Origin of the sequence: Nocardia australiensis, from assembly GCF_020733705.1 — a bacterium.
Lineage (GTDB): Bacteria > Actinomycetota > Actinomycetes > Mycobacteriales > Mycobacteriaceae > Nocardia > Nocardia australiensis.
On the sequence record NZ_JAJFZM010000001.1, the window covers coordinates 1,565,396 to 1,583,511 of the forward strand.

The 18,116-nt window shown below is 65.2% G+C and carries 18 protein-coding genes and 1 tRNA gene; 9 read left to right on the forward strand and 10 right to left on the reverse strand.

Translation table 11 applies throughout. From position 1 onward, the window contains the following. Window positions 1-47 precede the first annotated feature (47 nt). Window positions 48-120: transfer RNA gene (locus LKE06_RS07050), tRNA-Ala, on the forward strand. A 163-nt stretch (window positions 121-283) separates the two neighbouring features. Here LKE06_RS07050 and vph read toward each other — a convergent pair. Further along, the gene (gene vph / locus LKE06_RS07055) at window positions 284-1,141 is read right to left on the reverse strand and encodes a viomycin phosphotransferase (protein WP_227997811.1); all 858 of its coding nucleotides are present in this window, start codon (window positions 1,139-1,141) and stop codon (window positions 284-286) included. A gap of 1 nt (window position 1,142) precedes the next feature. Here vph and LKE06_RS07060 point away from each other — a divergent pair, with 1 nt between their 5' ends. From LKE06_RS07060 to LKE06_RS07075, 4 genes are all read left to right on the forward strand, one after another. Further along, window positions 1,143-1,448: a hypothetical protein gene (locus LKE06_RS07060; protein ID WP_227997813.1), complete on the forward strand. Its 306-nt coding sequence runs from the start codon at window positions 1,143-1,145 to the stop codon at window positions 1,446-1,448. A gap of 20 nt (window positions 1,449-1,468) precedes the next feature. Then, the gene (locus LKE06_RS07065) at window positions 1,469-2,446 is read left to right on the forward strand and encodes an acyl-CoA dehydrogenase family protein (RefSeq protein WP_227997814.1); all 978 of its coding nucleotides are present in this window, start codon (window positions 1,469-1,471) and stop codon (window positions 2,444-2,446) included. Window positions 2,447-3,109: 663 nt separating this feature from the next. Continuing rightward, on the forward strand, window positions 3,110-4,129 hold the full coding sequence (locus LKE06_RS07070) for an ATP-binding cassette domain-containing protein (RefSeq protein WP_227997815.1): 1,020 nt from the start codon (window positions 3,110-3,112) through the stop codon (window positions 4,127-4,129). 32 nt (window positions 4,130-4,161) lie between these two features. Then, window positions 4,162-4,983, forward strand: coding sequence for an ABC transporter permease (locus LKE06_RS07075; RefSeq protein ID WP_227999316.1), 822 nt, complete (start codon window positions 4,162-4,164; stop codon window positions 4,981-4,983). 18 nt (window positions 4,984-5,001) lie between these two features. On the opposite strand, the gene LKE06_RS07080 is transcribed toward LKE06_RS07075, so the two are convergent. Beyond that, the gene (locus LKE06_RS07080; protein WP_227997816.1) at window positions 5,002-5,214 is read right to left on the reverse strand and encodes a hypothetical protein; all 213 of its coding nucleotides are present in this window, start codon (window positions 5,212-5,214) and stop codon (window positions 5,002-5,004) included. 124 nt (window positions 5,215-5,338) lie between these two features. On the opposite strand from LKE06_RS07080, the gene LKE06_RS07085 reads away from it, so the two are divergent. Together LKE06_RS07085 and LKE06_RS07090 are read left to right on the forward strand one after the other, a co-directional pair. Further along, on the forward strand, window positions 5,339-5,866 hold the full coding sequence (locus tag LKE06_RS07085; RefSeq protein ID WP_227997817.1) for a peptidylprolyl isomerase: 528 nt from the start codon (window positions 5,339-5,341) through the stop codon (window positions 5,864-5,866). Between the two features lie 4 nt (window positions 5,867-5,870). Then, complete coding sequence (locus LKE06_RS07090; RefSeq protein WP_227997818.1) at window positions 5,871-6,743, forward strand: rhomboid family intramembrane serine protease; 873 nt, start codon at window positions 5,871-5,873, stop codon at window positions 6,741-6,743. A gap of 73 nt (window positions 6,744-6,816) precedes the next feature. Here LKE06_RS07090 and LKE06_RS07095 read toward each other — a convergent pair whose 3' ends face one another. Both LKE06_RS07095 and crgA read right to left on the reverse strand, forming a co-directional pair. Beyond that, a complete protein-coding gene (locus LKE06_RS07095) occupies window positions 6,817-7,290 on the reverse strand; it encodes a PH domain-containing protein (protein ID WP_227997819.1) in 474 nt (157 codons plus the stop codon). A gap of 109 nt (window positions 7,291-7,399) precedes the next feature. Then, window positions 7,400-7,663 carry a cell division protein CrgA gene (gene crgA, locus LKE06_RS07100; protein WP_227997820.1) on the reverse strand — a complete coding sequence of 88 codons (264 nt, stop codon included), beginning with the start codon at window positions 7,661-7,663 and terminating at the stop codon, window positions 7,400-7,402. 236 nt (window positions 7,664-7,899) lie between these two features. Between crgA and LKE06_RS07105 the strand changes: the two genes are divergently transcribed. Continuing rightward, complete coding sequence (locus LKE06_RS07105) at window positions 7,900-8,544, forward strand: aminodeoxychorismate/anthranilate synthase component II (RefSeq protein ID WP_227997821.1); 645 nt, start codon at window positions 7,900-7,902, stop codon at window positions 8,542-8,544. Beyond that, window positions 8,541-9,662 carry a dihydrofolate reductase family protein gene (locus LKE06_RS07110; protein WP_227997822.1) on the forward strand — a complete coding sequence of 374 codons (1,122 nt, stop codon included), beginning with the start codon at window positions 8,541-8,543 and terminating at the stop codon, window positions 9,660-9,662. The genes LKE06_RS07105 and LKE06_RS07110 overlap by 4 nt, the downstream gene beginning before the upstream one ends. 57 nt (window positions 9,663-9,719) lie before the next feature. On the opposite strand, the gene pknB is transcribed toward LKE06_RS07110, so the two are convergent. From pknB to LKE06_RS07140, 6 genes are read right to left on the reverse strand one after another with little or no spacing between them, the layout of a single operon-like run. Further along, entirely contained in the window at window positions 9,720-11,627 is a 1,908-nt protein-coding gene (gene pknB / locus LKE06_RS07115; RefSeq protein ID WP_227997823.1) for a Stk1 family PASTA domain-containing Ser/Thr kinase, read from the reverse strand. Then, window positions 11,624-13,165: a serine/threonine-protein kinase gene (locus tag LKE06_RS07120; RefSeq protein WP_227997824.1), complete on the reverse strand. Its 1,542-nt coding sequence runs from the start codon at window positions 13,163-13,165 to the stop codon at window positions 11,624-11,626. Before LKE06_RS07120 ends, pknB begins: the two co-directional genes overlap by 4 nt. Window positions 13,166-13,202: 37 nt before the next feature. After that, a complete protein-coding gene (locus tag LKE06_RS07125; protein WP_227997825.1) occupies window positions 13,203-14,669 on the reverse strand; it encodes a peptidoglycan D,D-transpeptidase FtsI family protein in 1,467 nt (488 codons plus the stop codon). Then, entirely contained in the window at window positions 14,666-16,153 is a 1,488-nt protein-coding gene (locus LKE06_RS07130; protein ID WP_227997826.1) for an FtsW/RodA/SpoVE family cell cycle protein, read from the reverse strand. The genes LKE06_RS07125 and LKE06_RS07130 overlap by 4 nt, the downstream gene beginning before the upstream one ends. After that, on the reverse strand, window positions 16,153-17,625 hold the full coding sequence (locus LKE06_RS07135) for a PP2C family protein-serine/threonine phosphatase (RefSeq protein ID WP_227997827.1): 1,473 nt from the start codon (window positions 17,623-17,625) through the stop codon (window positions 16,153-16,155). Before LKE06_RS07135 ends, LKE06_RS07130 begins: the two co-directional genes overlap by 1 nt. After that, a complete protein-coding gene (locus LKE06_RS07140; RefSeq protein ID WP_372477291.1) occupies window positions 17,622-18,032 on the reverse strand; it encodes an FHA domain-containing protein FhaB/FipA in 411 nt (136 codons plus the stop codon). Before LKE06_RS07140 ends, LKE06_RS07135 begins: the two co-directional genes overlap by 4 nt. Between the last annotated feature and the right edge of the window lie 84 nt (window positions 18,033-18,116).

Below are 18,116 nucleotides of genomic sequence, written 5' to 3' on the forward strand. Positions count from 1 at the left end.
GTGGCACGCGGTAACTAACCGATGAGTCTGCGGTAGCCAAATCACCAGGGGCCTTAGCTCAATTGGCAGAGCACTGCCTTTGCAAGGCAGGGGTTAGGGGTTCGATTCCCCTAGGCTCCACTCGAAAAATGCCCTCTGAACTGCGGAAACGTGGTTTCGGAGGGTATTTTTTTGTACCCGTTGATGGGCGCATCCGCGCCCATTCGGCGTGCGGGTCCCTAGGTCTTCCAGGGGTTTGCGTGCTGGCGCTCTCCTGGGGATCTCCGACTCCTGGACGGACGGCCTACCGGTAGCCGGTGAGGCCGTCCGCCAGCTCCTCTTCGTCACCGTCACGCTGGGCGTAGCGGGCCTGCTGGAGGGCGAAGGTGCCGCGGATCGCTGCGATCCGCTCGGTTACTCCGTTGTCGGACCAGCCGCCCAGCGTGAGCACCCGTCCCAGCAGCTCCTCGCCGTAGCTCGCTCCGATGGCAGCCAGGTCCTCCGCTGGGTCGCCGACGGTGACCTCATCCCAGTCGACGACACCGCTGAGGCGCGGCACACCGCCCTCCCACAGGACGTTCTCACCGCCCAGGTCGCCGTGGACCACGGCGGAAGTGAGGTGCGGGAGGGCGTCGAGTGCGGCGAGTTCGCGCTCGGCGCGCTCCCGCCCGCTGTCGGACATCAACGGGAACAGCTCGGCGCGCACCCCCGCCGCGAACTCCTGCCACTCGCCTTCCGGCGCCAGCGGCAGCGCGGCGCGCACCTTCTCGTCGCTGCCCGCGGCGGCGAGCCGGGAAAGGAGGGCGGCGTACTGCGTCGCCACTGCCTCGGCCACCTCGGGGCTGATAAGCGCGTCGTTGTCCAGCGGCGCTCCGGGGATGCGGCTCAGCACCAAGTACGGCGGTTCGTCCGTACTCTGGGCAGCACTCTTGGCGAGCGGCCGCGGCGTGCCGAAGCCGAGGTCGAGTCCGGCGAGGGTGCGCAGCACGGCCGCTCGCTCGGGCAGCCGCGCCGCGGCTGCCTCGGTGCGGGCGAAGCACACCACCCAATCCGAGCCGATCACCACATGGTGGAACTGCCCTTGGTGGACGGTCAGTTCATCCGCCTTGTCATCGGGCAGCAGTCGGCTCAGCAGATCGCGGTGCGTCTCAATAATTCCCATGGTGGGTGAACTCTCCACTTCTCGAGATTTCGCAAGCTCTCAACTGATCTGCACTGACGTGCTGAATCATCTGAAGCAGGGTATGACAATGGATCCGGTTGAATACGAGATGCTGCGGCACATGTGGTTCCAGGTTGTCCGAGTCGCCGACATCGAGAACGGCGTCGCGAGCGGCAGCATTCTCGGCGAGGAACTCGTGGTGTCCGGAGACGAGCGCTCCGTCACGGTCGTGGAAGGCTTTTGCCCGGCGCCGGAGCGTTGTGCTGACCGTATCGATGCAACCGCTATCCGACTCGATTGCGGTTGATCTGCGGGTAGCGTGCAGACGTGGATTCACTGTTCGACTACCTGGTGACCGAAGCGATCGATACCCAGCCCATCGGCTCCGTCGCCGAGGCATGGGCCCGGCATCGGGTGGCGGCAGCGCGATTCGCTACGTCGGTCGACCGCGCGATCGCGGGCGGATTCGGTGCGGACCGAATGGGTTTCGCGTTTCTGTCCGGATATCAGGAGGCGGTGCGAAGCTTGCTGCCCGAGGTGCCGGACGGAGATCTGGTCGCAGTGTCGGCGACTGAGGCCGGTGGGGCACATCCCTCGGCGATCCGGACCACACTGGTCGAATCCGACGGCCGCGCAACGGTGCACGGCACGAAGACCTTCACCACTCTGGGGACGGCGGCGCAGCGGCTGCTTGTTTTCGCAGGCACGGGCAAGGCCGCCGACGGCCGTAACCGATTGCGTGCGGTGCTCGTCGATACCGAGCAGCCCGGAGTGCGCCGGACGGATCTGCCGACGGTTGCCTTCGCTCCCGAGATTCCGCACGCCACAGTGGTATTCGAGGAGGCCGTCGCACGGGTGCTGCCCGGTGACGGATACGCGGACTATCTCAAACCCTTCCGTACGGTCGAAGACGCGCATGTGCTCGCGGCGACGCTCGGCTGGCTGGTGCGGGTGGGGCGCGAATCCGATTGGCCGCGACCGGTGCTACAGCGCCTGCTGGCGGCGGTGGCTACGGTGCGGGGACTCGAGGTCGTTCGGCCGAGTTCGCCGGGCGTTCATATCGCGCTGAGCGGAGCGTTCGAACTGCTCGAACAGGTGCTGGTGGAACTGGATCCGCTGTGGGAGTGCGCGGACCCGGTCATTCGAGAACGGTGGGAGCGCGACCGTCCGTTGCTTGCTGTCGCGGGGCGGGTGCGTGCGATGCGTTTGACCGCGGCCTGGAACTCGCTGGCAAATACCGAGCGTTGGTCCGGTTCGACCTGGTCCAGAAATGGGGAGCGGGCCTCGGCGAAGGGGGGGAGTTAGCCGAGGCCCGCGTAGGGTCGGCCCGGGGGGGAGGGGCCGACGTGATTGATCCTACGCGATGATCCGTGATTCCGGGTGCGTGGGGATCGCCACTTTCCAAGATTTTTGGGGTCGGCTGACATACCTGCGGAGTGTTGGTCGTCGAGCGGGGTTTATGGAACGGTCGAGTACTCGCGACGAGATGGCTTGTTGTTAGCCAAAGTCTTTGCCGTACAGCCGGTTACGTAAGATTTAGCCGCTTCGACCTGGTCGGTGTTACGGGTGTGGAAAACATGCCGACCGGTCGCCGTGTAGTGGGGATCGCGCCTGGGTTCGCGTGCCGTCACGTCACTGCGCCGCGTGTCGCGGGATAGCCCGATTGCGTCATCGGGGTGGTCGGAGAGCCGAATGTGTCAGACCCCGATGCGAGCATGTGCGCGTGGACATCGGAGCCTGTGGGGAGCGTGGGAACCCACCCCGAGGAGACCGGAACGTGGCCGTTTTGTTTCGCGCGGCCGTTCCTCGGCGCGCACGGGCGGAAGCAAATCAGATGAAGTTGACGCCGCGCCCGGTAGTACTGAATTGGGTGTCGGTCAGTTATCGGGTCCAGCGAAACCGATCCGGTGCCGAACACCGTCGTCACCACATATTCGGCATAGAGAATTCACAAACGTCAGGAGAATTATGCTCGACGCAATAGTCGCCGAGGGTCTCGTCAAGCGGTACGGCAATCTGATCGCACTGGATGGACTCGACCTTTCCGTACCCGAGGGCACCGTCACCGCGCTGCTCGGTCCCAACGGCGCCGGTAAGACCACGACGGTCCGGGTGCTGACGACATTGCTGATTCCGGATTCCGGCCGGGCGACCGTGGCCGGAATAGATGTTCTCCGCAACCCGCAGGCGCTGCGCTCGCGCATCGGCACGTCGGGTCAATATGCCGCTGTCGATGAATATCTCACCGGTTTCGAAAACCTGGAGATGGTGGGACGGCTGTATCACATGGGCGTGCAGCGCAGTAAGGAACGCGCGCGGGAGCTGCTGGATCGATTCCGGCTCACCGATGCCGCCGATCGGCCGGTCAAGGGTTATTCCGGCGGCATGCGCCGCAGGCTCGACCTGGCCGGTGCGCTGGTCGCCAATCCGCCGGTGCTGTTCCTCGACGAACCGACCACCGGCCTCGATCCGCGGGCGCGCCTGGACCTCTGGGATGTCATCGAGGAGCTGGTCGCGGGTGGAACCACGCTGCTGCTCACCACCCAGTACATGGAGGAGGCCGACCGGCTGGCCGATGCCATCGCGGTGATCGATCACGGTAGGGTCATCGCCCGCGGCACAGCGGACGAACTCAAGACCCTGGTCGGCGGCGATCGTATCGAACTCACCGTCGACCACTCCGACAAGCTGGTAATCGCGCAGCAGGCGCTGCAGGGGCTGGCCGACGGGGAAATTCATCTGGAACCGGGGCTGCGGCGGATTACCGTCCCGGTCAGCAATGGCTCGCAGGCGTTGGTCGATGCGATCGGTCAACTGGCGAACAACAACGTGCAGATCCACGATGTCGGCCTGCGTCGCCCGTCGCTCGACGACGTCTTCCTCTCCCTGACCGGCCATGAAGCCGAAGAGCTCACCAACGGTAGCGGCCCGGCCGGTCCCGAAACCAGCAGCGACCGCTTCGAAGCGACCGAAGGACAGATCCGATGACCAGGGCGACGGCCGCGATCGGCAGACGCACGATGCCCCCGCTGGGTGAACGGTTGTCGATGGTTTTCAGCGACAGCGTGACCATCGCCAAACGCAACGTCATCAAGATCAAACGTGTACCCGATGTGCTGATCTTCTCGACGCTCTCGCCGATCATGTTCGTGCTGCTGTTCGCTTACATCTTCGGATCGGCGATCGCAGTACCCGGCATGTCCGGCGGGTATCGCGAGTTCTTGATCGCGGGCATCTTCGCGCAGAGCGTGGTATTCGGCGCGACCTTCACTGGCCTCGGCCTAGCCGAGGATATGCAGAAGGGCATCATCGACCGGTTCCGCTCGCTGCCGATGGCGCCGTCAGCCGTGCTGGTCGGTCGCACGCTCAGTGATGTGGTGATCAACGTGGTCAGCCTGATCGTGATGTCGCTGACCGGGTTGCTCGTCGGATGGCGGATTCGCGGATCGTTCCTCGACGCCGTACTGGCCTACATACTGCTGCTGCTGTTCGCATACGCGGTGTCGTGGATCATGGCGGTCGTCGGCCTGCTGGTGCGTGCGCCCGAGGTATTCAACAACGCCAGCTTCATGGTGATCTTCCCGCTGACATTCCTCGCCAATACCTTTGTGCCGTTGGAGAACCTGCCGACGGTGCTGCGGGTATTCGCCGAATGGAACCCGGTCTCCGCAGTGACTCAGGCGACCCGCGAACTATTCGGAAACACCAGCCCGATGGCACCGCAATCGGATGCCTGGTCGATGCGGCATCCGGAGGTGACGACGCTGGGCTGGGTGGTGATCATCCTGCTCGTGTTCATTCCGCTCGCGCTGCGTCAGTACAAGCGAACCGTCAGTCGCTGAGTCGGGTCGGGCAACGGGTCAGTGACCATTTTCGACAGCGGCGCCCGCCAATGGTGTCGGCGCCGAACCATTACGGGAATACCCGATGCGGGGCGGGGCAGGCGCCGGTTGCGGCGGCTGCGGACGTTTGCTGCGCACCAGCCATGCCACGCCGCCCGCCACCACGATGGTGGCTGCCGCAATGAGCCGGTTACGAGTACGTGTGGATACGTGAAGGCGCCCCGAGGTCATTCGACCACTCTGACACATAGACGCGCCCCGCGCAGTAGCTCATTTTGTGATGAAACCGACCCGCCCATCGGGTTCCCCCACCCGGTGCGGTGGTGGGTGGCCCCTCGGTCGATAGCATGGGCGCGTGACCTCACCGAATCAGACCGCCGTGGCGACGCTGCACACCAACCACGGTGACATCAGGATCTCGCTCTTCGGTAACCACGCCCCGAAGACGGTGCGGAACTTCGTCGGCCTCGCTGATGGCACGGCCGAGTACACCGCTGCGAACGCGAGCGGCGGTAACTCCGGACCGTTCTACGACGGCGCGACCTTCCATCGAGTGATGGACGGGTTCATGATCCAGGGCGGCGATCCGACCGGCACCGGACGCGGCGGGCCCGGCTACGAATTCGGCGACGAGTTCCACCCGGAACTGCGCTTCGACCGGGGCTACCTGTTGGCGATGGCTAACGCGGGCCCGGGCACCAACGGCTCGCAGTTCTTCATCACTGTCGGCCCGCAGCCGCATCTGAACCGCAAGCACACGATTTTCGGTGAGGTCGTCGACCCGGATTCCCGCAAGGTCGTCGATGCGATCGCGATTACACCGACCGATCGCAACGACCGCCCTAAGGAATCGGTCGTCATCTCGCAGATCACCATCGAGTAGCGCCGTGAACCCTCAGCCGCCCGCACCAGCGTGCGTTCGCCACCCCGATCGCCCGACGGGCCTGGCCTGCACCCGTTGCGGGCGGCCTGCGTGTCCCGAGTGCCTGCGCCCAGCCGCGGTTGGCCAGCATTGCGTCGACTGTTTGCGTCAGGAGCAGCGCGAGGCCCGTCCGGTGCGCACCGTCGCGGGTGCGCCGTCGGCCAAGACATCGACGCCGTATGTCACCTACGCGCTGATCGCGATCAACGTGCTCGTCTTCGCGATCACCGCGGCGCAGTCGCGCAGCCTCGTCGATAACTACAGTGGATCCTCGCTGTTTCAGCGCTGGGTGCTGGTTCCGAGGCTCGTTGCTGACGGCGACTGGGTGCGCGTGCTCGGGGCCGGGTTCCTGCACTACGGCCCAATTCATTTGCTGCTCAATATGTTCGCGCTGTACGTGGTCGGCCGCGACGCCGAGCTCGTTCTCGGCAGACTGCGCTATCTCGGGGTATATCTGGTCTCGCTGCTCGGTGGCTGCGCCGCCGTCATGGTCTTCGCGCAGCACAGTGCCACCGCAGGCGCGTCGGGCGCGGTCTATGGCCTGTTCGGTGCGATCACGGTGATCCTGATCCGGTTGCGACAGAACCCCAATCAGATGTTGATCCTGATCGGAATCAATATCTTCATCAGCTTGTCGTTGCCGGGTATCTCATTGTGGGGGCATCTCGGTGGCCTGACCGCGGGCACGCTGGCCACCCTTGGCGTGCTGTTCCTACCAGCCTGGTTGCGCGTGAAAACCAAGGAGAGTGCGGGCGTTGTCGGCTGGGTAGCCATCACTGTGCTCGCTGTCGTGGCGGTATCGGTGACCGGTGTCGCGGCAGCATCGCTGGTCGCGTGAGCGTGGTACGGCGCCGGCTGGGCTCACGATGTCCTTGCTTCACGTGAAACGTAGCGATGATCGGAGTGTTGCCTCAGTCGGCGGGTAGCTGTGCCAGCCCGTGGGTCAGCAGTGCCTCGAACACATCGTCGGGGCGGGTGCCGAGGTCCCAACGGCTGAAGATCAGTAGCCGCTCGTCACCGTCGTGCCGGACATCGATTTCCAGCATCGGCATCTTGCGCCCGAGCCTGCGGTAGTACACCACGCGGGCCCGCAGGATTTGGTCGCGGCTGTATGTCGCCGGGCCGGTCAGATTACGAACCACCAGTCGCGACTCGGGGCCGGGGATGATCGATAGGCGTGGTCGCTGCCGGAAGCCGAGCACCGCGAGGAACAGTAGACCGAGCGCCGCCAGCCCGACGAGCAGTCGACTCGGCCCGTCGTTGGACAGGATTGCGGCACACGCCAGGACCATGCCGCCGCCGGTCACCGCGAGCAGCGCGGAAATGGGCGTTGCCCAGGCGGTACGGGGTTCGGGGGGCTGGAACTGAGGATTCTCTGGGTTCACGTGTCGGTCTCCCCAATCGTTCCTCGAGTTGTCCACAGAGTTATCCACAGGTGTGAATGAATGACACGTCTGTAATCCGTGGATGCTCCGCGTTTGCGTGTTCGCTACCTCAGCGCCACCGCATCGTCATGATCAGACCGACGACCATCAGGCCGAAGCCGATCAGGAAGTTCCATGCGCCGAGGTCGGCCATCCAGCTGATCTTGTCGTTGGCCAGATAGTAGACGAGCAGCCACACCAGCCCGGCGAGCATGAAACCGAGCATGATGGTGACGTACCAGACCGGAGACGGCCCTGCCTTCACCTTCACCGGAGTCCGGCTGGCGGGATTGATCGTATAGTCGGTCTTCTTACGGACCTTCGACTTGGGCATGACGTCCTCGTGTTCGGCGTGCAGGTCGGTACCGGCAAGATAGCGGCAGTTGAGTTGTACCGAGCACTACTCAACCTGTCCGATCCGGGTGAACCGGGACCGGTCCGGGCGAGGCTCGGGTCCCCTCCGGTGTGGTTCTAGGCTATCTCAACTGGTAACGGATGCGGCAGCGGTGGGCAGCAGCTCTGGGACCTGGGAATAGGCACGGTGCCACGAGGCCACGTAATCTCATGTTCATGCGTGTACTCGTCGTCGACAATTACGACAGCTTCGTGTTCAACCTGGTGCAGTATCTCGGCCAGCTTGGCGTCGACGCCGTGGTCTGGCGCAATGACGATCCGCAACTGGTCGACCTGGATGGCGTGGCAGCCGAATTCGACGGCATCCTGATCAGTCCAGGCCCGGGCACTCCGGACCGCGCGGGCGTCAGTATCGAACTGGTGCACGCGTGTGCCCGCCAGCGCACCCCGTTGCTCGGCGTTTGCCTCGGGCACCAAGCGATCGGTGCGGCGTTCGGCGCCACCGTCACCCGGGCGCCGGAGCTGTTGCACGGCAAAACCAGCTCGGTATTTCACGTTGGTGCGGGCGTTTTGAGTGGGCTGCCCGACCCTTTCACCGCGACGCGGTACCACTCGCTCACCGTCGTAGCGGACACCCTGCCCGATTACATCGAGGTGCTCGGCCATACCGACAGCGGCATCGTAATGGCGATGCGGCATCGCACACTGCCGATCCACGGCGTCCAGTTCCATCCCGAATCGGTGCTGACCCAGGGTGGGCATCGGATGCTGGCGAACTGGCTCGAGGTTTGCGGCGAGCGTCCGGCTGAGGGCCTGGTGGAGTTGTTGGAGGCGGAGGTCGCGGCACTGGTGACTCAGTGACGCGTCCATATGTCCTGTTATCAGTAGCGGTCAGTGTCGACGGTTATATCGACGATGCGAGCCCTGACCGGCTGCGGCTGTCGGGTGCGGCCGACTTCGATCGGGTGGATCAGGTCCGCGCCGAGTCCGACGCGATTCTGATCGGTGCCGAGACCCTGCGCAGAGACAACCCTCGGCTGCTGGTCAACAGTGCGGACCGGCGGGCGGCTCGAGTGGCCGCGGGTAAGGCGGAGTATCCGCTGAAGATCACGGTGTCGGCCACCGGCGACCTGGACCCCGATCTGAAATTCTGGCACTACGGCGGCGACAAACTGGTCTATACGACCTCGGCCGGTGCGGCGGCGGTCGGTGACCGATTGGCTGGTGTGGCCGAGGTGGTCGATCTCGGTGACGGGATCGATCTTGGTGTGTTGCTCGATGACCTCGGCCGCCGCGGTATCGGACGACTCATGGTCGAGGGCGGTACTCGCATCCACACCGAATTCCTATCCGCCGACCTCGCCGACGAACTCCACCTGGCGCTAGCGCCGATACTTGTCGGTGACCCGGACGCGCCGCGGTTCCTGAATCCCGCCATCTTCCCTGGAAGTCCTAGTCGCAGAATGTATTTGGCCGAGGTCTCCAAGATCGGCGATATTGCGCTGCTGCGCTACCTTCCGAAGATGACCCACGAGGAAGATCACCGGTGGATGGCACGGGCGATCGAGCTGGCGAGATTGTGCCCACCGAGCGATACCGCGTTCTCGGTCGGCGCGGTGGTGGTGGCAGACGGTGTGGAGATCTCGACCGGGTTCTCCCGTGAGACCGATGCGAAGGTCCATGCCGAGGAGTCCGCGCTGAACAAACTTGCCGAGACCGATCCTCGGCTGTCGCGGGCAACAATCTACAGCACCCTCGAACCCTGTTCTCAGCGCGGAACTCCGACGCGGCTGCCGTGCACCAACCGGATTCTGGCGGCCGGTATCGCGCGGGTCGTCATCGCATGGCGCGAACCGGCGACCTTCGTGGCCAACTGTGCCGGTGTGGAGACGCTACGGCAGCACGGTGTCGAGGTGGTCGAACTGGCGGAGTTGGCCGAGGCCGCGATGTCGATGAATCGGCATCTGAACCTGTCCTAGAGGCGCCCGGATAACACCGACCGGTCTACGTTCGGCGTTATCCGGACCCTTCCCGTATCAGGGTGGTCCGAGCGCGCCAACCGTGATCGAGATGGTGCCGGTCTTGGCCAGCGATGACCCCGCCGCGGGCTGCTGACCGAGGATTCGGCCGACGCTGCCCGTATCGAAGGTGCCCTGATTGTTCTGACTGATCTGGCTCGCGCCGCCGGTCCAGCCGCTCTGCCGCAACCGGTCCAGTGCTTGCGTCGGGGTCAGTCCGATGAGGCTCGGCATGCCGATCTGGTCACCCGTGGAGACCTGCACGGTCACAGTGGAACCCTTGTCCGCGGTGGTGCCGCCGGACGGGCTGGTAGCGATCACCTCGCCCTTCGGCTTCGAGGACGGCGTGTCCTGGACGACGATCTTGAACCCGGACGAGTCGACGAGATTCGGCTGCGCGACGCTGATGTCCTGGCCGATAACGTTCGGCACCCGGATCTGCTCGGGGCCCGAGCCTACGGTGACGACAATGGCCCGGTCCACGTCGACGCGCGATCCCGCCGATGGATCGGTGGCGGTCACCTTGTCGGCCTCCTGGGCGCTGGAGGGCTTGCGCACGACGGCCGGATCCATCCGCAGACCCTCGGCATTGAGCTTCTGCTCGGCCTGCTGCTGGGTCAGCCCGTCCAGTCGCGGCACCTGTACCTGGGTCGGGCCGCTGGAAACTTGGACGGTGATGGTGCTGCCCTTGTCTATCCGCGAACCGCCGAGGGGTTGGGTGGAAATAACCATTCCGGTGGCGACCTTGCCATCGGCCTTATCGTGGATGGCCACCGTGAAGCCGAGCCGCTGCAGCGTGTCCTGCGCCTGTTGCGAGGACTTGTTCGAAAGATCTGGCACCGCAACCTGATCCGGTTTGCTCCCCGGACCGAGCAACACCCAGAACAGCGCGAACGCCACCGCGACCACAGCAGCGGCACCGAGCGCGATGTAGGTGTTGCGTCGTGGATTCGTCGGCTCGGCGGGCTCTTGTTCAGCGGTGTCGTCATTGCGTTCGACAGTGCGGTAGGTACGCGGCGCGGGGTCGTTAGCGCCGAGGATGGTGGTGCGATCCTCGTCGGTCATCACCATCGGCGCACTCGGCCGCTGGCCGCCGAGCACCCGGATGAGGTCGCCGCGCATCTCGGCGGCGGTCTGGTATCTGTTGGCCGGGTTCTTGCTCATGGCCTTGAGCACCACGGAGTCGAGTTCGCGCGGCACGCCCGAGTGCACGTGCGAGGGCAGCCTCGGGTCCTCCCGCACATGCTGGTAGGCCACCGCGACCGGTGAATCACCGGTGAAAGGCGGTTCGCCGGTGAGGATTTCGAATAGCACACAGCCGACCGAGTACACGTCGGAGCGGGCGTCGACGCTTTCACCACGGGCCTGTTCGGGCGAAAGATACTGCGCGGTACCGATTACGGCCGCGGTCTGGGTCATCGGATTGGCGGCGTCGGCGATCGCGCGAGCGATGCCGAAGTCCATCACCTTCACCGCGCCTGCCCGGTTGATCATGATGTTGGCCGGCTTCATGTCTCGGTGCACGATCCCGGCCTTGTGACTGAAATCCAATGCGGCACAGACATCGGCGACGACCTCCATCGCCCGGCGCGGCGGCATCGGCCCCTTGCCGCGCACAATATCGCGCAGCGTGTCACCGTCGACGTACTCCATGACGATGTAGGGCAGCGGACCGCCGTCTATCTCTGCCTCACCGGTGTCGTAGACCGCCACGATCGCCGGATGATTCAGCGCGGCCGCATTCTGCGCCTCTCGCTTGAAACGCAGATAGAACGTGGGGTCCCTTGCCAGGTCCGCCCGCAGCACCTTGATCGCCACATCACGGCTCAGCCGCAGGTCGCGGGCCTTGTGGACCTCGGACATTCCGCCGAACCCGATAATCTCGCCCAGCTCGTAGCGAGAGGAGAGATTCTTCGGGGTCGTCATGGCTGTCCTTGCGGAAGAGGGGCTGAGCCGGGGGCGGCCGAGGGGCCTCGGCCACCGGGACTATCCGGAAATGGCGGGTCGAACGTCGGAATTTGGACGCGAGCGGTTGTGGTCGGCGCCATCGTTCTCGTCGGCTTGGTCGTGCTCGGCGCCGTGGTGCTCGGCGGTGCCGTGGTGCTGGGCGGTGCCGTGGTGCTGGGTGCCTCAGAGGTAGTCGTCGGTGCTTCGGTGGTCGTAGGTGGTGCTTCAGTGGTCGTCAGCGGTGGCGGCGCCGGTCGCTGGGTGGTTGTCGTGGTTGGCGCCGGTGGTGGTGGCAGTGGTTGGGGCGATGGCGCCACCGTCGATGTCGGTGTCGGTGGTTTGACGGTGTCCGGGTTGGTGTCACCGCCGAATAGCAGCCACAGGGTGAGGCCACCGAGCAGCAGCGCACCGACGCCTAGACCGGCGAGCCACTTCTGCGTGCTGGTGAACCCTTTACCGTTGCCGGCGGGTGGGTTGGCGCCGGTATTGCCGGGACCAACCGTCGTGGGCGCGGCGACGGTTGCGCCGCCGCGCGTCCCAGCGGCACTGGAGTACCTGACCGTTGGACCATCGTCATAGCTGTGCTGACCGGGCAACATGACCGTCGGGCCGGGCGGTAGCACCTGGGTTGCGCCAGTGGGTAGCGGTCCGGCACCCGAGGCCATGCCACTCGGCGGCGGCGGCCTGCGTCCGGCGCGTACCGCCGCGACGGCGTCGGCGAACTCACCACCGCGCGCGTAGCGCAACTCCGGCTCCTTGGCCATCGTGATCTCGATGACCTCACGAACATTGCCGGGCAGATCCGACGGCATCGGCGGCGGCGTATCCCGGACATGTTTCATAGCGACGGTGATCGCGCCGTCGCCGGTGAAGGGCCGCTGACCGGCGAGTACCTCATAGCCGACCACGCCGAGCGAGTACACATCGCTTGCCGCCGTGGCATCCTCGCCGACGGCCTGCTCCGGCGCGATGTACTGCGCGGTGCCCATCACCATGCCGGTCTTGGTCACCGGGGACGCGTCGACGGCCTTGGCGATGCCGAAGTCGGTGATCTTCACCTGTCCGGTCGGCGTTACCAGGATGTTGCCCGGCTTCACGTCGCGGTGCACCACACCGGCCTGGTGAGCCACCTCGAGCGCGCGACCTGTCTGTTCGAGCAGGTCGAGACCCTGGACCACCGAGAGCCGGCCGAGCCGGTTCAGCACGGTATTGAGCGGCTCGCCCTGGACCAGCTCCATCACCAAATACGCGGTCTCACCGCCGCTGGGATCGAGGGTCTCGCCGTAGTCGTAGATTCCGGCGATACCAGGGTGGTTCAGCTGCGCGGTCGTCTTGGCCTCGGTACGGAACCGATGACGGAAGGTCGGGTCCGCGGAGAACTCCGACTTCAGCACCTTGACCGCGACCCGGCGGTCGAGCCGGGTGTCGAGCGCTTCCCAGACCTGCCCCATTCCGCCGGTGGCGATCAGCCTCTGTAAGCGGTATCGGTCGGCGATCATCGCGCCGTTGTTCAGCATCGGGGCCCCCGTACATTCACTCGCACGTCCATATCGTTCAGCCGCCTCGTAGCCCGGCGTCCAGTACTGCACGGGCCACCGGCGCGGCCACCGAACCGCCGGTAGCCGCCAACGCTCGGTCGCCGCCATTTTCCACGATCACCGCGATGGCGATCTTCGGATTCTGCGCGGGAGCGAACGCGGTATACCAGGCATGCGGCGGGGTATTGCGCGGGTCGCTGCCGTGCTCGGCCGTGCCGGTCTTGGATGCGATCTGGAACCGCGACTGCCCACCTCCGGCGGTGTTGTTCTCCGAGGCCACCATGAGGTTGGTCAACGATGACGCTACCTGGGCGCTGACAGCCTGACCCACTGAGACAGGCTTGGTCTTGGACAGTTCGCTCAGGTCCGGGCCCTGCCGCTGATCGACCAGGTACGGCTCCATGCGTACCCCACCGTTGGCGATGGTCGCCGCGACGACCGCGTTGTCCAGTGGCGTGAGCGCCACGTCGCGCTGGCCGATGCTGCTCTGGCCGAGCGCCGCGTTGTCCGGGATCGGCCCGACCGTGCTCTCGGCCACGGGGATCGGCGTGCTGCGATGCGAGCCGATGCCGAACGCCGCCGCCTCGTCCTTGAGATTGGCGGCGCCGACCTTGAGACCGAGGTCGACGAACGCGGTGTTGCATGACAACCGGAACGCGTCGTACAGCGATGCGGTCGCGCCGCCACCGCATGACGAGCCGTTGTAGTTCTCCAGCGTGGTGGAGGTGCCGGGCAGCGTGATGTTGGGCGCCGCGGTGAACTGGTCTTCCGGGGTAGCGGTTCCGTTCGCGAGTGCGGCGGCGGTGACCACGACCTTGAAGGTGGATCCTGGCGGATAAGTTTGCGAGACAGCACGATTGAGCATCGGCTGACGTGGGTCGGTGCTCAGCATCTCCCATTCCTTGGTGCCGCTCGCACCGTCGTGCCCGGACAACAGATTGGGATCGTAGCTGGGCGTGGACACCATCGTGAGGATCTTGCCGGTGCTCGGTTCGATTGCCACCACGGAGCCGGTGTACCCCTTACTGGTCAACTGCTCATAGGCGACCTGTTGCATGGTGGGATTGAGCGTGGTCAGCACATTGCCGCCGCGCGGGTCGCGACCGGAGATCATGTCGATCAGGCGGCGTCCGAACAGTTGGCTGTCGGATCCGTTCAACACGGGGTCCTCGGCGCGTTCCAGGCCGCTGCTGCCGTACTGCATCGAGTAGTAGCCGGTGGCAGGTGCGAACGCCTCCGGATCGGTCGGGTAGGTGCGCAAGTACTTGTAACGGTCGTCAGTGGCCACCGAACTGGCGAGCACGGTGCCGCCTGCGGAGATCTGGCCGCGCTGACGCGCGTACTCGTCGAGCAGCACCCGCGAGTTACGTGGATCGTTGCGATAGTCATCGGCCTTGATTACCTGCACGTAAGTGGCGTTGACCAGCAGCGCGACGATCATCAACATCACCGCCACCGCGACCCGCCGTAGGGGTGTGTTCATTCCTGCGGCCTCGCTTCCGATCGGCTCGCTTCCGATTTCCGCAGCAGTTCGGTCTGCGCGTCCGCAATCGGGGCAGGCTCCTTCTTCCGGATCGGGGCCGGCGCGCGCGCGGCGTCGGACACCTTGATCAGCAGCGCGAGCAGCGCGTAGTTGGCCAGCAGGGAGGAACCGCCGTAGGACATGAACGGGGTCGTCAGCCCGGTCAGCGGAATGAGTTTCGTGACACCGCCGACGACGACGAACAACTGGATCGCGATGGTGAACGACAGTCCGGCCGCGAGCAGTTTGCCGAAGCTGTCGCGCACGGCGAGGGCGGTACGCAGGCCGCGCACCACGAAGACGAGGAATAGCAGCAGCACCGCGGCCAGCCCGATCAGGCCGAGTTCCTCGCCGATCGTGGTGATGATGAAGTCGGTTTTGGCGAAGGGCACCTGTGAGGGGCGTCCGCTGCCGAGCCCGGTTCCGGCGAGTCCGCCGGTCGCGAGCCCGAACAGCGACTGCGAGATCTGGTAGCCGGTATTGCTGTAATCGGCGAAGGGATCCAGCCAGGTCTGCGTGCGCACCCGAACATGGCTGAAGTACTGGTAGGCGAAGAAGAACCCGACAGTGAGCAGACCGCCGCCGATGACGAGCCAACCAACCCGTTCAGTGGCGATATAGAGCATCACCAGGACCGTGCTGAAGATCAACAGCGAAGTGCCGAGGTCTTTTTCGAAGACCAGCACGCCGATGCAGACGATCCAGACCACCAGGATCGGGCCGAGATCGCGGGCCCGAGGGAACTCCATGCCGAGAAAATGCCGACCGGCCGCGGTGAACAGATCACGCTTGGCAACCAGTACCGAGGCGAAAAAGATGATGAGCAGGATCTTTGCGAACTCGCCCGGCTGCACGCTGAAGCCGGGCAACCTGATCCAAATCTTGGAGCCGTTGGTTTCGGAATAAGCGCTGGGCAATACTGCCGGAATCGCCAGTGCGACAAGGCCGATGAGCCCTAAGGTATAGCTATAGCGCGACAGGGTGCGGTAATCGCGCAGGACGATCAGGATCGCGATGAACACGACCATCCCCAGCGCTGTCCACATGATCTGTTGATTCGCGTCGGGGGAGGGGATGGCCTCGGAGTTGTACTCGGCGGTCTGCGCGTCGGCGAGGTCGAGCCGATGGATCAACACCAAACCGAGGCCGTTGAGTAGGGCGGCAATCGGTAGTAGTAGCGGGTCGGCGAATGGCGCGAAACGACGAACCACGAGATGGGCGAGCGCGAATAGAGCGAAGAAGGCAACGCCGTACTTGGCGATATCCCACGTGACCGACTGCTCCTGACTGGCTTCCACCAGAAACAGGGACGCGGTCGTAATCACCACGGCGAAGGCGAGTAGCAGCAGTTCCGCGTTACGTCGCGTCGATGGTGGCGGCGCGGGAGCGAATCCGCCCGGAGGACTCGGAAAGGCCCCGGCGGACGGCGGTGCCGGTGCAGACATCAGTCCGTCACCCGGCAGGTCTCCCCCGCGATCTGGGGATTCGGCGTCGGCTCCGACTTGGCCGGTGGCTTGACGTCGGTACCCCTGGTTTCACCCGGATTCGGTTCTCCCGGCGGCGGCGGGTTCTCGATGGGGGTCGGTGCGGGGGCACCGGTCGGCGTCGGCACGGCGGGGGGGACGACACCGGGCTGCGGTACCTGCGTGCGGGTCACGCAGGGCGGCAACAGCTCATCCTGCGCGAGGACCTTCATCTGGTCCTTGGCTTTGTCCAGCGAGGTCGGCGGGAGCCCTTTGTCGACCTGAGTGCGCCCGGTGGGCTTCAGATCGGTCGCCTTCAGCTCGCGACATCCGGCGGGCAGATCTCCGCCGGGCTGCTCCAGCGTCAGCTCGCCCGACGGCTCGACGCAGCCGACGAGGTCGACCTCATGGATCGAATACCCCAGCACCGAGCCGGGCAGTCCACGCAGAATCACCACCCGACCATTATCCGCGGCGACGTAGTAGTTGCTGCGAATCATCTTGTAGCCGACCAGCAGTCCGACGCAGACCGCGACCACCAGCGCGACCGCGAGCAGGATCCAGCGCAACCGGTGCGACTTGCCCTTGCCGGGTGGCTCCGGAGCGGGAGCGGCGCGCCGTGGTGCCGCGCGGGGTGGACGCATAGCCGCCGCGCGGCCTGCCGCCGTGTTCGGTGGTGGAGTGTCCTCGTCCTGACCGGAGGCCGCGCCCGCCACGATCGGATGGCTTTGCCCGTAGTCGAGATCGATGACATCGGCGACGACGACCGTCACGTTGTCCGGTCCGCCACTGCGCAGCGCGAGTTCGATGAGCCGGTCGGCGCATTCGTCTTGGCTGCCCTCGAGCATGGTGTTGGCGATCGTCTCATCGCTGACCACGTCGGACAGACCGTCCGAACAGAGTAGATAGCGGTCCCCAGCGCGAGCTTCGCGCATGATCAGCGTCGGCTCGATCTCGTTGCCGGTGAGGGCACGCATGATCAGTGAACGCTGCGGATGCGTATGCGCCTGCTCCGGGGTGATCCTGCCCTCGTCGACCAGCGACTGGACGAACGTGTCATCCCGGGTAATCTGGGCCAGCTCGCCACCGCGCAGCAGATAGGCGCGGGAGTCGCCGATATGGACCAGGCCGAGCTTCTTGCCCGCGAACAGGATCGCGGTGAGCGTGGTGCCCATGCCGTCGAGTTCCGGTTCTTCCTCGACATGATCGGCGATCGCGGCGTTGCCCTCATGGGTCGCCGCTTCCAGCTTGCCGAGTAGGTCGTCACCTGGCTCGTCGTCGTCTAGATGCGCCAGCGCGGCGATCATCAACTGGGACGCGACTTCACCGGCGGCGTGGCCGCCCATGCCGTCGGCCAGAGCGAGCAGACGTGCGCCCGCGTAGACGGAATCTTCGTTGTTGCCTCGAACAAGACCGCGGTCGCTGCGCGCCGCATAGCGGAGAACAAGTGTCACGATCGCAGCTCGATCACTGTTTTGCCGACACGGACGGGGGTGCCGAGTGGAACTCGGACTGCGGTAGTAACTTTCGCGCGGTCGAGATAAGTGCCGTTGGTCGAGCCGAGATCCTCGACGTACCAGTCGTCACCGCGCGGGGACAGCCGTGCGTGCCTGGTCGAGGCGTAATCATCGGTGAGTACCAGCGTCGAATCATCCGCACGCCCGATCAGCACCGGCTGGGTGCTGAGCGAGATGCGGGTGCCGGCGAGTGAACCGTGAGTCACCACAAGATATTTGGCGCCCTTCTGGCCTCGGCTGAAGGAAGGCAGCACCGCGGAACCGCGGGCGGCCCTGGGCTGGATTCGTATGCCGGATGCCGCGTAGATGTCGCTGCGCAAGGTCCGCAGTACCGAACCCCGCACGGGTTAATTGCAGGATCAATCCCTGCACGGCGTTCCACCTCCTGTTCGACCGTGTACGTGTTCGACCGTGTACGTCGGCGCGGT

What these genes read in the sequence shown, in the direction of transcription:
- vph (WP_227997811.1), bottom strand. Translation starts at nt 1,141, where the DNA reads ATGGGAATTATTGAGACGCACCGCGATCTGCTGAGCCGACTGCTGCCC.
- LKE06_RS07070 (WP_227997815.1), top strand. Translation starts at nt 3,110, where the DNA reads ATGCTCGACGCAATAGTCGCCGAGGGTCTCGTCAAGCGGTACGGCAAT.
- LKE06_RS07075 (WP_227999316.1), top strand. Translation starts at nt 4,162, where the DNA reads ATGCCCCCGCTGGGTGAACGGTTGTCGATGGTTTTCAGCGACAGCGTG.
- LKE06_RS07080 (WP_227997816.1), bottom strand. Translation starts at nt 5,214, where the DNA reads ATGACCTCGGGGCGCCTTCACGTATCCACACGTACTCGTAACCGGCTC.
- crgA (WP_227997820.1), bottom strand. Translation starts at nt 7,663, where the DNA reads ATGCCCAAGTCGAAGGTCCGTAAGAAGACCGACTATACGATCAATCCC.
- LKE06_RS07105 (WP_227997821.1), top strand. Translation starts at nt 7,900, where the DNA reads ATGCGTGTACTCGTCGTCGACAATTACGACAGCTTCGTGTTCAACCTG.
- pknB (WP_227997823.1), bottom strand. Translation starts at nt 11,627, where the DNA reads ATGACGACCCCGAAGAATCTCTCCTCTCGCTACGAGCTGGGCGAGATT.
- LKE06_RS07120 (WP_227997824.1), bottom strand. Translation starts at nt 13,165, where the DNA reads ATGCTGAACAACGGCGCGATGATCGCCGACCGATACCGCTTACAGAGG.
- LKE06_RS07125 (WP_227997825.1), bottom strand. Translation starts at nt 14,669, where the DNA reads ATGAACACACCCCTACGGCGGGTCGCGGTGGCGGTGATGTTGATGATC.
- LKE06_RS07130 (WP_227997826.1), bottom strand. Translation starts at nt 16,153, where the DNA reads ATGTCTGCACCGGCACCGCCGTCCGCCGGGGCCTTTCCGAGTCCTCCG.